The organism is Streptomyces sp. NPDC092370, assembly GCF_044755265.1.
Classification (GTDB): Bacteria; Actinomycetota; Actinomycetes; order Streptomycetales; family Streptomycetaceae; genus Streptomyces.
In genome coordinates this window covers 58,007-70,896 of the sequence record NZ_JBIVQO010000016.1, presented here as the reverse complement: position 1 = coordinate 70,896, position 12,890 = coordinate 58,007, and the positions used below count along the sequence as shown (strand labels likewise).

Annotated in this window: 10 protein-coding genes and 5 pseudogenes; 8 read left to right on the top strand and 7 right to left on the bottom strand. The window is 69.9% G+C overall.

What is annotated here, in order from left to right; translation table 11 throughout:
• Positions 1–22 precede the first annotated feature (22 nt).
• The 7 genes and pseudogenes from ACIQHQ_RS34005 to ACIQHQ_RS33975 form a co-directional block, all read left to right on the top strand.
• Positions 23–961, top strand: a complete 939-nt coding sequence (locus ACIQHQ_RS34005) for a VOC family protein (RefSeq protein ID WP_402619621.1) — start codon at positions 23–25, stop codon at positions 959–961.
• A gap of 105 nt (positions 962–1,066) precedes the next feature.
• Complete coding sequence (locus ACIQHQ_RS34000; protein ID WP_402619619.1) at positions 1,067–2,044, top strand: fumarylacetoacetate hydrolase family protein; 978 nt, start codon at positions 1,067–1,069, stop codon at positions 2,042–2,044.
• The gene (locus tag ACIQHQ_RS33995; RefSeq protein ID WP_402619617.1) at positions 2,041–2,823 is read left to right on the top strand and encodes an SDR family NAD(P)-dependent oxidoreductase; all 783 of its coding nucleotides are present in this window, start codon (positions 2,041–2,043) and stop codon (positions 2,821–2,823) included. The genes ACIQHQ_RS34000 and ACIQHQ_RS33995 overlap by 4 nt, the downstream gene beginning before the upstream one ends.
• 17 nt (positions 2,824–2,840) lie before the next feature.
• A pseudogene (locus ACIQHQ_RS33990) lies at positions 2,841–3,200 on the top strand (SDR family oxidoreductase); the annotation flags it as partial.
• A gap of 115 nt (positions 3,201–3,315) precedes the next feature.
• A complete protein-coding gene (locus tag ACIQHQ_RS33985) occupies positions 3,316–3,486 on the top strand; it encodes an SDR family oxidoreductase (RefSeq protein WP_402619777.1) in 171 nt (56 codons plus the stop codon).
• 116 nt (positions 3,487–3,602) lie between these two features.
• Positions 3,603–4,357, top strand: a pseudogene (locus ACIQHQ_RS33980) (CoA transferase subunit A).
• An 8-nt stretch (positions 4,358–4,365) separates the two neighbouring features.
• Positions 4,366–4,572 (top strand): annotated as a pseudogene (locus tag ACIQHQ_RS33975) (CoA-transferase); the annotation flags it as partial.
• A 35-nt stretch (positions 4,573–4,607) separates the two neighbouring features.
• Here ACIQHQ_RS33975 and ACIQHQ_RS33970 read toward each other — a convergent pair.
• The 3 genes and pseudogenes from ACIQHQ_RS33970 to ACIQHQ_RS33960 all read right to left on the bottom strand — a co-directional run.
• Positions 4,608–5,023: pseudogene (locus tag ACIQHQ_RS33970) on the bottom strand (ATP-binding protein).
• Entirely contained in the window at positions 5,023–5,352 is a 330-nt protein-coding gene (locus tag ACIQHQ_RS33965) for a pyridoxamine 5'-phosphate oxidase family protein (protein ID WP_402619615.1), read from the bottom strand. Before ACIQHQ_RS33965 ends, ACIQHQ_RS33970 begins: the two are co-directional and overlap by 1 nt.
• Positions 5,349–5,552: pseudogene (locus ACIQHQ_RS33960) on the bottom strand (sodium-independent anion transporter); the annotation flags it as partial. The pseudogene ACIQHQ_RS33960 and the gene ACIQHQ_RS33965, both read right to left, overlap by 4 nt.
• Here ACIQHQ_RS33960 and ACIQHQ_RS33955 point away from each other — a divergent pair.
• Positions 5,478–5,861, top strand: coding sequence for a hypothetical protein (locus tag ACIQHQ_RS33955; protein ID WP_402619789.1), 384 nt, complete (start codon positions 5,478–5,480; stop codon positions 5,859–5,861). The pseudogene ACIQHQ_RS33960 and the gene ACIQHQ_RS33955 overlap by 75 nt on opposite strands.
• A 240-nt stretch (positions 5,862–6,101) precedes the next feature.
• On the opposite strand, the gene ACIQHQ_RS33950 is transcribed toward ACIQHQ_RS33955, so the two are convergent.
• The 4 genes from ACIQHQ_RS33950 to ACIQHQ_RS33935 form a co-directional block, all read right to left on the bottom strand.
• Complete coding sequence (locus ACIQHQ_RS33950) at positions 6,102–6,758, bottom strand: maleylpyruvate isomerase family mycothiol-dependent enzyme (protein WP_402619613.1); 657 nt, start codon at positions 6,756–6,758, stop codon at positions 6,102–6,104.
• A 516-nt stretch (positions 6,759–7,274) separates the two neighbouring features.
• Positions 7,275–7,982 carry a hypothetical protein gene (locus ACIQHQ_RS33945; protein WP_402619611.1) on the bottom strand — a complete coding sequence of 236 codons (708 nt, stop codon included), beginning with the start codon at positions 7,980–7,982 and terminating at the stop codon, positions 7,275–7,277.
• A gap of 879 nt (positions 7,983–8,861) precedes the next feature.
• The gene (locus tag ACIQHQ_RS33940; RefSeq protein WP_402619608.1) at positions 8,862–9,530 is read right to left on the bottom strand and encodes a hypothetical protein; all 669 of its coding nucleotides are present in this window, start codon (positions 9,528–9,530) and stop codon (positions 8,862–8,864) included.
• Positions 9,531–10,037: 507 nt separating this feature from the next.
• A complete protein-coding gene (locus tag ACIQHQ_RS33935; protein WP_402619775.1) occupies positions 10,038–11,147 on the bottom strand; it encodes a hypothetical protein in 1,110 nt (369 codons plus the stop codon).
• Positions 11,148–12,890: the final 1,743 nt, after the last annotated feature.

Sequence of the window (12,890 nt, the reverse complement as noted above, 5' to 3'; positions counted from 1 at the left end):
CCCCCGCACAGGAGAACCCGCCATGAGCGCACGCCTGCTTACACATCTGCGGCACGTCGACCTCGCCGTGCCCGACTACGACAAGCAGCTCGACTTCTACGCCGGCGTCTGGGGCCTGACCCAGGTCGCCGAGGACTCCGGCATCTCCTTCCTCGCCGCCGAGGGCAGCCCCGAGCAGTACGTGGTGCGGCTGCGCAAGGCCGAGGAGAAGCGCCTCGACCTCGTCTCGTACGGCGCCGGCTCCACCGAGGACGTGGACACCCTCGCCGAGCAACTCCTCGCGGGTGGCGTGCGGTTGATCTCCCGGCCGGGCAAGATCGACACACCCGGCGGCGGCTACGGCTTCCGCTTCTTCGACGTCGACGGCCGCACCATCGAGGTCTCCGCCGATGTCGAGGCACGGCAGCACCGCCGTATCGAGGAGAAGGAGGCGATCCCGGTCCGCCTGTCACACGTGGTACTCAACTCCCCGGATCTGGACAAGACCCGTGAGTGGTACGAGACCCACCTCGGCTTCCGGCTCTCCGACACCCTCGGCACGCCGCACATGGGCGAGGTCATGCACTTCATGCGGATCTCCAACCAGCACCACTCCATGGCTATCGCCAAGGGCCCGCACACCTCCCTGCACCACGTCTCCTTCGAGATGCGCGGCCTGGACGAGTACATGCGCGGCTCCGGGCGCGTGATCCGCGCCGGCTTCAAGAAGGTCTGGGGGCCTGGCCGGCACTTGGCGGGCGACAACACGTTCACGTACTTCCTGGACCCGCACGGCAACACCATCGAGTACACGACGGAACTGGAGCTGCTGGACGAGGACACCTGGCACCCCCACGTCTACGACTTCTCCCAGCCCGAGGTCACCGACCAGTGGGGCACCGCCAATCCCATGAACGAACTGGTCGCCAAGGAGTCCTTCAACGACGTCGACCGCGGCTGCTTCGTCGCCCCGCCGGTCTGACCCCCTCGTACCCCGGGGACGCGGTGGCCCTGTCACCGCCCTGACGCCCTTGCCGCGTCCCCGGTTCCCACCGCTGCCGAAGACCGCCGGAGCCTGGAGCCGTACATGCGTTTCGCCACCTATGAACATCGACACCAGCGACGGGTCGCCGTCGTGGAGGAGGACGGCACCCTCCACCCGGTTCCCGGGGCGCGCTCGCTCACGGAGCTGATCAGCTGCGGCGACGGATTCGACGCGCTCCTGCGCGCCGGCGCCGCCACGCTCGACGTCCCGCCGGGCCCTCACGTGTCCGAGGTGCGGCTGCTGCCACCGCTTCAGCCGCCCACCGTGCGGGACTTCGTCACCTTCGAGGAACACGTCGAAGGAGTACGGCGATCCGTCGACGGTGTCGGCGTCGGCGGGGTGCCCGAAGCCTGGTACGACGCCCCGACGTTCTACTTCACCAACCCGTACGCCGTCATCGGCGCCCACGACGACGTCCCGGTGCCGCCGGGCAGCAAAGTCCTCGACTTCGAGCTGGAGGTCGCCGCCGTCATCGGCCGGGAGGGGCGGGACCTGACGCCCCAACAGGCACGGGACCACATCATCGGCTACACCGTCTTCAACGACTGGTCGGCCCGCGACCTGCAGTCCCGCGAGATGCAGGTCCGCCTCGGCCCGTGCAAGGGCAAGGACACGGCCGCCACCCTCGGCCCGTACCTGGTCACCGCCGACGAACTGGAGCCGTACCGCGACACCGACGGCTTTCTGCGCCTGGCGCTGACCGCCTCGGTGAACGGCGAGGTCGTCGGCAAGGACCTGTTGTCCAACATGAGCTGGACCTTCGAGGAGATGGTCGCCTACGCCTCGCGGGGCACCGTCGTCCGCCCCGGCGATGTGCTCGGCTCCGGCACCTGCGGCAACGGCGGCTGCCTCGCCGAGCTGTGGGGCGTCCGGGGCGAGCAGTCCCCGCCCGCACTGAAGCCGGGAGACACCGTCACCCTCACCGTGGAAGGCATCGGCACCGTCTCCAACACCGTGGTCGCGGGCAGGAATCCGGAGCCGCTGCCGACCGCCCGGCGCCGAAGCCGGGAGCGGCCGTGAACGACCTGCGCCCCAAGAGGCTCTTCGGCAAGGTCGTCGTCGTCACCGGCGCCGCGCGCGGCCAGGGCGCCGCCGAGGCCGAGGCCCTGACCCGCGAGGGCGCCCGCGTCATCGCCACCGACGTGACCGAGGCCCCCGGCTGCCGCCACCTCGACGTCACCGACGAGGAGCACTGGGCGGAGCTGGCCGCCGAACTGAGGGAGTCGTACGGCCAGGTGCACGGCCTGGTCAACAACGCGGGCATCACATGGCGCGCCCGCCTCGACGAAGTGACCCCCGACGACTTCGCCCGAGTCCACGCCGTCAACGTCACCGGCCCGCTCCTTGCCATCCAGCACCTGACGCCGCTGATGCCGCCCGGCTCGTCCATCGTCAATGTCGGTTCCACCGCCGCGCTCAGCGGCCACTACCCGGTCGCCTACACGACCAGCAAATGGGCACTGCGCGGCCTGTCGAAGACCGCGGCCACGGAGCTCGGCCCGCGCGGCATCCGCGTCAACACGATCCACCCGGGCTTCATCGAGACCGAGATGACCGCCTCCGCCGCCCCTGCCTTCCGCGAGGCGAACATCCGCGAGACCCCTCTCGGCCGCACCGGTACGGTGGACGAGGTCGCCCCGCTCGTGGTCTTCCTCCTGTCCGACGAGTCCTCCTTCATCACCGGCGCCGAGATCCCGGTCGACGGCGGACTCACCACGCATGGGGGCGTCAAGTCCATCTCGGACGCTCTGGGTGCAGCTGCCGCGGATTGGGCTGCTTCGAATCCGGAGGGGCATTGAAGCGGCTGGAAGGGAAGGTGGCCCTGCTATCGGGCGGGGCCCGCGGTCCGGGACGCGTGGCGGCGCTGCGGTTCGCGGCCGAGGGCGCGATCGTCGTCGACGGCGACCTGCGGCACGAGTCCGAACTGAAGGCCCAGCGTCTCGTCGCGCGGGCGGGCGGCGCGGCCCTCACCCCCGGCCCGCTCGACGCGGCCGACGAGGACTCCGTCCGCGCCTGGGTCGAGGAGGCCGCGGACGCCTTCGGGGGCATCGACATCCTCTACGCCAACGCCGTCCGTTTCGGTGCCGTCGACACCCAGCCGTACGAGGACTTCGGCCGCACGATGCGCGCCGAGCTGGACTCGGTATGGCTGGCCGCGCAGGTCGCCCGGCCCCACCTGGTGCGCAGTCGCACCTGCATCGTCACCGTGGAATCCTCAGCGGGCCTGACCGGTTCGCTCACCAACCAGCGGACTGCCTTCCCCCATAGCGTCCGAGGGCGTGGTGATCGCGATGACCCGGCAGCTCGCCGCCGAAGGAGCCGCGTACGGCATCCGCGCCAACTGCGTCAGCCCCGGGATGATCGACACCGAGGCCACGCGCGGCGAACCCGCCGGCCGACGACCATCCCATGTGGACCCTCGCCCGCCACACCCCCCTCGACCGCGTCGGGCGCCCCGATGAGGTCGTCAACGGGGCCGTCTTCCTCGCCTCCGACGAGGCGGCCACATCACCGGCGCCAACCTCGTCGTCGACGGCGGCCGGTCGTCCGTACTCCCCAGCTGAGAGGGACCACTTCCGTGAACAAGGTGAGCTCGAACGCCGACGAGGCGGTCGCCGACATTGCCGACGGCGCGTCTCTGGCCGTCGGCGGCTTCGGCCTCAGCGGCATCCCCGAAGTGGTGATCCGGGCCCTGCACGAACAGGGCGCCACCGGCCTGCAGGTCGTGTCGAACAACTGCGGCGTGGACGCCGCGGGCTGGGCGTGCTGCTCGCCGCCGGCCGGATCGCCCGCGTGACGGGCAGTTACGTGGGCGAGAACAAGGAGTTCGCCCGCCAGTACCTGTCGGGCGAGCTGGAGGTGGAGCTGGTGCCGCAGGGCACACTGGCCGAACGACTGCGCGCCGGCGGCGCGGGCATCCCCGCGTTCTACACCCCGGCCGGTGTGGGTACCCAGGTCGCGAACGGCGGTCTGCCGTGGAGGTACGCGGCGGACGGCTCGGTCGCCGTGGCCTCCCCACCCAAGGAGACCCGCGACTTCCACGGCCGACCGCACATCCTGGAGCACACCATCACCACCGACTTCGCCCTCGTCCGGGCGTGGCGGGGGGACCGGCACGGCAACCTGGTCTTCCGCCGCGCCGCGGCCAACTTCAACCCGCTCGCGGCGATGGCCGGCCGGATCACGATCGCCGAGGTCGAAGAGCTCGTGGAACCGGGCGAGCTGAGCCCCGACACCGTCCACCTCCCCGGCGTCTTCGTCCAGCGGATCGTGGAGCTCACCCCCGCTCAGGCCGCTGACAAACAGATCGCGAAGAGGACAGTACGAGCATGAGCACGACGATGGACACGCCCCGCGGCTGGACCCGCGACCAGATGGCCGCCCGCGCGGCCGCTGAACTCACCGACGGCTGCTACGTCAACCTCGGCATCGGCCTGCCCACACTCCTCCCCGGCCACCTCCCGCCCGGCGTGCATGTGGTGCTGCACTCCGAGAACGGCATCCTCGGCACCGGCCGTTATCCGACCGCCGACGAGGTCGACCCCGAATCGCCCGTCGCGAGGCCCCCCGTCGGCCAGGGGCGTCACAGGGGCAGATTGATCCATATGGTCTTGCCTTCGGCGTCACCGTGGACGGCAGCGGTGCCGCCGTGTTGACGAGTGAGCTCCATGACCGTGCCAAGGCCACACCGGTGCCGGTGTCCGCTCGTGGCAGCGGCGGCTGGTAGGGGTGACAGTCGTGTACCGAGAGGGCCAGGCGGCTCCCGCTCGCCGCGTACATCACCGTGATCTGCGGGGACATCTCGGCGGCGTGCCGGACGCTGTTGGTGACCAGCTCGCTGAGCATCAGCAGCGCCGCGTCCACAACGGCCCGGTGCAGGCCGATGCCCCACTCGGTCAGCGCCTGTTGCGCGGTCTCGCGGGCGAGATGGACCGCGGCCGGCTCGTTGGGCATTGTGAGCACATGCCGGTACGGCAGGACGCCGAGTGCCGCGGCCATCAGACCTCCCCACGGGTGAGGCGGAAACCGGTCACCGTCGCGGGGTGGACGCACAGCGAGGTGTCGTGCGGCCCATGGATCCAGGCGGTTCCGGCCCCGGCATGCATCTCGTCCAGGTGGGAGGTCGCCGTCGCGCCCACCGCTGCAGCCGCGGCAGGTACCCGGGCAGCCAGACGACCGTTCTCCCGCACATGGCGGGCCGGGCGGACGACGGCCCGCACACGCCGCACCTGCACCGGCGGCCCCAGCGTGCTTCTTTCCCGCGGCCACAGCGCCTGCGCGCCGGCGGGTCCGGCCGTGTGCAGGGTGGTGGCAAGGGAAGTACTCATCGGCGGCCCTCCTCACCGATCGACCGGGACGCCTGGACGGCGACGGCGGGCAGCACGCCGGCGCCCTCGAGGTAATCCCGGGCGCCGCGGATCGCCTCGGGTGTGGTGGCGTATTCCCGGCCCTCGTGCCGCAGCAGCTCCAGGGCGCCGACGGAGTCGAGAACCTGGCACTGACCGGAACGTACCCCGGACGCCATGACGCCCGGCCGTTCGAAACGAACCCGGCCATCGCACTGCTGACCACCGACCACGACCGCCGGGCCGACTGGCTCCGGGCCGGGCAGGCCCTGCAGCACCTCCTGCTGGTCGCGACGGTCCACGGCGTACGGGCCTCCCTGCTGCACCAGCCGATGGAGTGGCCGGACCTGCGCCACTCCCTGAGCTCGGCACCCGACCTCGTCGGGCACCCGCAGATGCTGATCCGCCTGGGATACGGCCCCGAAGGTCCGGCCACCCCGCGCCGCGTCGCGCCCCTCGATACCGGACCCACCGGCTCGCACGGCGACTGAGGAACACGTCATCGCTCCCACGACGAGATCGGCCCGCACGTGCCTCACGGACGATCACCCCGGCCCTTGCCGCCGGTCGTCAGGCCCGGCCCGGCATCCACTCCTCACAAGCACCGACGCCTGCCACCCCCTGGCGCCTCGTCGACGGCGACGACACCCGCGAAGCCCTGAGCGGGACGGTTCGGCTGCGGCCGGCCAGGAAGTCTCCGACCGCACCGCCCCTGCCGTAAAGCTTGTTCTTCAACTTGAGCGGAGTCGGGCGCGCAGGACTGCCGCCCCGTCCCCCTCAAGGTCCTCGCAGGCCGCTGCGCGGCCTGCCATCCCCATCACCAGCGAGAGGGTCGGCCCCCGGAGCAGATCCCCCGAGCCGGTGGTGAACGGTCCGTCTGTGGCCTCGACCCGCAACCCCGCGATTGCAGTGTTGCTCGCGACGGTGAAATCGCGGCTGGCGAAGAACCGGGCCACGGCGGTCGTCGTGGCCACGGGGGGTGTCCGCACAAGACCCAATGGCCGACGGATGTCCTCGCTGTGGACGACTATTTCGCCCAGCCATGCCGCAGTATGTCCTGTCGGCCCGGCGGGCCCGACGACAACTTCGCGAAATCGCCGCAAGGTCTCTTCAGGTGTAGCACCACGGTGCTTTGCGAGTCGTCGGTCGTTATGCAGATTGGAGTCGAACCGCGCGGCCAGCATGCTCAGCAGCCAGCGCCACATCCTCGTGCTGGCACCTGCCGTCAGATGGGCTACGACCTCCTCCACGGTCCAGCGTTCACACAGTGATGCTTTCGCCCACTGGGCCTCGCTGAGCTCGGCGAGGTCTTGAGCGAGCGCCAACCGCTCGACGTGGATCGCCCGTTCCAGAGCTTTCCGAGTTTCTGAGCCGTGTGGTTCAGCCATAGGGCAGCCTCCAGAGATCGAGTGTCCTCCATCAGACTCCTGTCGCCGCCCAAACTCATCGACTGCACCCACGTAGCGAACCTATTCGACCTTCCCGTGGCGAAACGGTCCTCGAACTGCGCCGCTCACCTGGGCATTCGCCTGCCGCTGAGGCGGCCTTCGTCTGATCATGTACTCCGATCAAGGTGTGCTGAACGAGACGAAGGTCGTGAGAGTGGGTCTGCTGCGTGAAGCCGCGGCAGGAGACGCGTCACGCTTCCGCCAGCACATGCACTGCCCCGCCAGAGCACCAAAACCGCACCGGCCCGGGCCCCGGACGACCGCCCGGTACCCCGAACTACCCACGTTCCGCCTGTTCAAGCAGACGCTGGGCTGGACGCAGGCCACCCGTGGTCCCTGACGGTAGGCCACCAGGGACCTCGCACCGCACCGCCGTCGGCCTCGTCACCCACCAGTACGGTCGCGGCCTCCTCTCTCTCTGCGCGTCCAGTCATCCCAGCCGGGCGCGTAGGCCGTTCAACGTGAGGTCCCCAGCGACTCCCCACCGGCCCTGGTGCGCAAGTTGTGGAACTGACGGGTCTGCATGATGAAGTGCGCGGGCTCCCCCAGCAGCAGGTCGAACGGCCGGGTGAGCGGTCGGGGGCGGCCCGTACCGTGCGTACGGACCACCAGGCGGGTTCCGCCGTCGGATGTCGGCCGCAGATGGAAGCCCCAGATTCCGCCGACGCGGGCTCGCGGCAGCGGATCCGACTGCGGGTCGAAGGAGTGGCCGGAGGGCACATTCAGGTCCGACCGCAGCACCAGGGTCCGGTTCCGCTCCAGTCGGGCCACGGTGAACCAGGACCGGCTGCTGCGGGCCACGTTCAGACGCTGTCCCTCTTCAAGGTTCTGCCACTCGGGCACGATGCGGTCGGCGCTGGGTTCACCGTAGTGGTCCAGCCAGTCCCAGCTGTACCAGCCTCCGCGGTCGTATCCCATCTGCGCCAGCCAGGCCCAGACCGTCTCGGGAGGCGCCGGAAGGGTCATGGCCATCGTCGACGTGCCGTCGGGGTCGGGGACGAGCTCGTCGCCGGGATAGGCACCGGTGATCTCGTCCCGGGTCGCGCCCCAGGTCAACAGACGCGGGCGGATCCACCGCGCGTAGAGCGTCAGTGCGGCGGAAGCTGCCGCGAGGGGGAGCAGCCGGGCTGTCGGCCGCTGTCGGCTTGTGCACTGCGCGGGCATTGTTTCCTCCCTGGTGACCGAGCAGAGGCGCCTGCCGTCGGCAGGCCCGGGGCTATGGGGAACGAGACCGGTGCGCCAGGCTCGTCAGTTCAGCGCGCGCCTGCGACCAGGTGAAGGTGGAGGATGGATTTCCCAGTGCATGAGTCTCCTCCCGGCACTGTCCCCGGTCTCCGGAGTCGCCGGGCCCGGCCCTGGCTGCACCTCGGCCGAAGGTGGCGGCCCGGATCGGACGGCGACGGCGGCACACAGCAGGTGTTCATGGAACCGAGGGCCGCCGCCTGCTTCTTGCGGGCCCGAATTGCACGGTGCACGGTCTCGCTCCGCTTCGCCGTGTCTCCTTGTGGCCCTCGGCTCCATTCCATGAAACCGCCGCGTGGTGACGAGCAGTAGGGCTGAAGGACCCTGGCCGAGGGGTCGGACGGCCCGTTCGGCCCCTCGGCTGGACTCCTCTTCACTCGCGGTGCGGCACGACGTTGAGGGCGCCCGTGCCGGTGGCGTGCGCGAACACCTCGTATAGCCGCGTGTTCCATCGGGTCGAGGCCGAAGGTGTGGATGACGGGCTCGGCGTCGGGCACGCGTGCGAACGTGACCAGCTCCAGCAGCGATGGTGTCGAGGCCGTGTCGACGTGGCCGGTGCTGATCGTGACGCCCGTATGCGCTGTCCAAACCATGGAACAACGCCGGTTCGGACCACACCCCGCACTCATCCTCGGATGCACACTCGTCTGCTGGCGGCGACTGCGCGCTCTGCGAGCCATGCCGAGGCTGCCTGGCCTCCGGGACGGTCAGCCTGATCGGGGGTGACTGCTCGTACCAGCATTCCTTTTTCGCCGACGCCTGGGGAAGGGCGGACTCGCAGAGACATGCGCGCCTGTCCGTTCAGGGGGTGAAGACCTGCTCGAGACGGTCGATGGCTCCGTCCGCCCCCAGGTGGTAGCGGAAGACCAGGCCGCTGTCGGGGTGTGCTTCCAGCCAGTCGAGAAACTCCTGCACGCCGATGGGCTGATTCTCGGTGCTGGCCACGACGGGGTCGGTGACAGTGACGTACGCGGCCTGGTCCATGGGCAGGTAGGTCTCCTTGCCGACCGTCTCGAACGGTGCGCCGTCGGAATCCGGGGTGCCGCAACCCCAGTTACCGTGTCGGATGATCAGACTCAGGGACCCGCCTTCGGGTGTGTAGCGGTACACGGCGATTTCATCCGGCGAGATCGGCATCTTGTGATCGCAGTCGTCGCCCTCACCACCGGCGCCCCCGGAAGCCGTCGAGCCAGAGGCCGACGCCGCAGGTGTCCCCGCTGGTACCGGGGGTGGGGACACCTTGCTGCCTGCCGATGGTGAGACCTTGCCGACGGGCAGCGCCTGGGGGGACGAGGTCCCATCGGTACCCTGCTCGCCCTTTGCCGGCGAGGAAGTGACGGCCGACGCGGCCGTGCCGCCCGAGCTTCGGGAGTCCGAGGAGCAGCCGGTGAGCGCCACGACCCCGGCCACGCAGGCGCCCAGGGTGAGCGTCCGGAACGTGATCGGTCTGTAGCGACGTGTGATCATCATGATAGGTCCCCCGTTGTGGTGGCATTGGCTACTACATGGCCGCGTCAGCTTGAGAGACCATATTCAGCCACAGTCGCCTCATTGCATTCTGCTCGGCGCCGTCTGTTGCGAATCGGTGACCCTACGCAGCCCCCATGGATACGCAAACGCGGTGCCTGCCGTGACCGCTGGCCGGCTCGGTCGCTGTCCGACATGTCGGAGGGATACCGGCGTTCCCGGTCCGGATGGTCGGCCGCGTTGCCTTACGCATGCGCGAGGCAATCACACGATGGAGCAGCCGAGTTGGACTGGACGGGTTCGGACACGTACAACAACGACACCAGGGCCTCCCGGCGCTGTTCGGTTAGATTCGCGTCCCCGAGCCTGCGAGGTACCAGTGGAGGTCACGGAGTACCTGGCGGGTCGGCTGGACATCGCCGACGCCGGAGCATCACCTGCTGGAACTGGAGCCGGCGGCCGCCGCCGAAGTCCGGCAGACGGCGGCGCAGCCGCCGACTGGGGAACGGCTCACTGGATCAGCTCGATGTGCGGATGGTCCGGGGATACCGGGCAGACGTGCAGCTGCAGATCGTAGCCTCGGGCGAGGTCGAGCATGGTCGGGTTGTGCGGTTCGGGATGAGTGGTGGATGACAGAGAGCGGGCTCGGTCCTCGTCGGGAATCCAGTCGGGATAGTTGGAGTTCCATTCGCCCGAGGCGATGGTCAGCAGCGGATCCATCTCGGTGCCGCATGAGGGGCAGAGCCGGGGTAGGGGATCGGTCAGGCCCCAACGGGTCCATCCACCGACCTTCCAGCCGGGAGCGACGGACATCCTGCCCGTGTAGAGCTCGTTGTAGAAATCCTTCGAGCAGGGCGTGTCCGAGCTGTCCAGCGGGTACGGCGTGTTGTCCAAGCTGTCCGGAGCGGCGCCGGCCGTCTGCCACCTGCGCCAGTCCTCCAGCTGCCGCTGGAGTTCCTTGCCCAGTTCCATGATGTTGGGGTATTCGGTGATCTGCTCCGGCGCGAGCAGGCACGGCTCCGGCAGGTAGCCGGGGAACTGGATCGCCGGCGGCTCGGGGGGTGTGTCGAGGATGTCGGTGACTGTGGCGGCGAACCGCCAGAACAGCGCGGTCTCGGGCTGCGCGGGGTGATCGAAGGGGCACCACAGCACTTGGAGCAGATCTGCCTCGGCCTGCTTGGGCGGGCGCAGCAAGGGGACGTCGCGTACGTACAACTGGGCCACGGGCAGCATGGCGATCGGGCCCTCCGGCCACGGGCGGCCGGCCTTGATCCGCTCCTCGATCGCCAGCTCCTCGGGCGTGTACCGGGTCCCCGGGGGATCGCCGCCCGGCCGGTTCGCCACCGCTGACCGGATGCGTCGCCGCTGCCGCACGTCCTCGGGCGAGAGGATCTCGTTCCACCCGTCCCACTCGTGCGGTCCCTCGCAGTGCGGCCACGGCTCGTCGGCGGGCCACAGCAGCGGCCCGCCGACGGAGCTGTCGTACGGCGTGGGCGACCCGGGGCGGGGATGCAGCCGGGTCGCCGTGCGTGCCAGCGGGGCCAGTTGCGGGGCGACCGCGGTGACGTCGACCAGCCGCGGCGGGGTGGTACGGATACGGAGTGCGGCGGCAATGCTCATTGCCCGCTCGGCGCACACCGACCGGATCTCGTCCAGCAGTTCTGGGTAGTGCTCGCCGTACGTGTTCAGCGCATGCCACACCGCGTCCAGTGCCGCTATGAGCGGGACGGGCTTGGCGGCGGCGAGCACGGCGGGAAGAGCGAAGTGCGGCTGTGAGATCCGTCCCGGGGTGCGCGGCGTATCGGCAAGGGGCACCACGACGACCTTGCGCCCTGTGTCCGCGAACGGCGGCGGGACGTACGGCGGCCACTCCGGAGGTATCGCTTCGAGCACCGTCCTGTCCGGTACGCGAGAGTCGGAGCGCAGGGCCTCCCACATCCTCGCCGGGTAGTCGAACGGCGGCGGCAGAGGGCGTCCCTCTGCCGACTCCGAGAGCGCCTGGGCGACCCACGGCACATCGGTCAGGCCCGCAGCCTCGCAGGCCCGCCGCGCGGCCAGCAACGCCACTGCACGCTGTACCTCGGGACCCACGACATCGAGGGCGTGCACCAGGTCGCTGTCGAAGCGGAGCAGACCGAGGACGTTGCTCTCGCGGGCACCGCGCAACCTCTCGCTCGGCAGCCGCCCGCCCCACTCCCACTCCTCGTGGTGCAGGCGGCGCCCCTCGGCGGCTTGTTCGGCCCGCTTCTCGGCCGCCCGTCGGAACACCTGGCGAGTCAGGTGTTCGGCCTCGGCGAGCTGCTCGGGCGTACGCGCCGTCTGGCGCACGTTCCAGTGCAGGTCCCCGGCCATCCGCGAGGTGTGGCGGATCACCTCGTCCGGGCGGGGTGGGGCAGGCCAGAACTGCAGGAGGTAGCTGTCCGCCCGGGACTCCCCAGCCGCTCTGGTGGAGAGTTCCCGTCCCTCGTCCATCCCCCGGGCGCAGTACCGGACCCGGTAGTCGGTTCGGGCGAGACCCAGGTCCCACGCGGCCTCGCCGTCCCCCTGCACCAAACTTGTGCGTTCCGACTCGGGGCGGAAGGACACCTCCATCACGTCATCCCAGACCGGGTCCAGCGCAGGAGCTGCGTCGTGGACTTCCACGACAAAGCCGACGTCGCCCGCGTACAGCCCGGTGGACAGGACGATCACGCCTGGGACCGCAGCCCCGCACAACCCGCCGATCTGGTACGCGAACGCCTTGGCGAGGTCAGGTCTGGGGCTGTCCGGATCACTCTCGACGTAAATCTGACGATCGTGAACACGTACCTCGCCTGCGACCGGCCTGCGCACAGCACTCCCCTCGTCGAGGACGGTCTCAAAGCCCCTGTCGGGCAGGCCGTCACGTGCCCCGCATCATGCCGCAGGCCACTGACAACACGGCCGACGACGCCGCGGAGCCGGTGGTGACATCGATGATGCGGCCACCGACGCATGAGGGTGTCGGTCACGATGTGCCGTTTGCGGCCCGGCACCTTCTTGCCGGGGGGCGATGCCCCGCCCTGCCTTGAGTCCGTTGAGCAGCCGCTCGACGGTATTCCTCTCCTTGTGGAGAGCGGCGTCGTGGCTGCCGGACCGACCGCCTCCGGAACCCTTCTTCTTCCGTTTGGCAGCCTGGCCTTCTCCCCCGGGATCACTGCCTTGATGCCGCATTGACGCAAGTGAGCCCGGTTGCCGCGGGACGAGTAGGCCTTGTCCCCGGCGACTGCGTCCGGCCTGGGGCGGGCTGGGCCGACGAAACCGCGAACGCATAGACTTTCAATTGCACCCGCGTCGCACAAATTTACCGGACCAGACCCCGCCGCGAGAGCGGAGTCCGGAACC

Excerpts from the sequence above, each read along its gene's own strand:
- ACIQHQ_RS33945 (WP_402619611.1), bottom strand. The coding sequence starts at position 7,982 with ATGCCCGCGCAGTGCACAAGCCGACAGCGGCCGACAGCCCGGCTGCTC.
- ACIQHQ_RS33935 (WP_402619775.1), bottom strand. The coding sequence starts at position 11,147 with ATGAGCATTGCCGCCGCACTCCGTATCCGTACCACCCCGCCGCGGCTG.
- ACIQHQ_RS34005 (WP_402619621.1), top strand. The coding sequence starts at position 23 with ATGAGCGCACGCCTGCTTACACATCTGCGGCACGTCGACCTCGCCGTG.
- ACIQHQ_RS33965 (WP_402619615.1), bottom strand. The coding sequence starts at position 5,352 with ATGAGTACTTCCCTTGCCACCACCCTGCACACGGCCGGACCCGCCGGC.
- ACIQHQ_RS33950 (WP_402619613.1), bottom strand. The coding sequence starts at position 6,758 with ATGGCTGAACCACACGGCTCAGAAACTCGGAAAGCTCTGGAACGGGCG.
- ACIQHQ_RS33985 (WP_402619777.1), top strand. The coding sequence starts at position 3,316 with ATGACCCGGCAGCTCGCCGCCGAAGGAGCCGCGTACGGCATCCGCGCC.
- ACIQHQ_RS34000 (WP_402619619.1), top strand. The coding sequence starts at position 1,067 with ATGCGTTTCGCCACCTATGAACATCGACACCAGCGACGGGTCGCCGTC.
- ACIQHQ_RS33940 (WP_402619608.1), bottom strand. The coding sequence starts at position 9,530 with ATGATGATCACACGTCGCTACAGACCGATCACGTTCCGGACGCTCACC.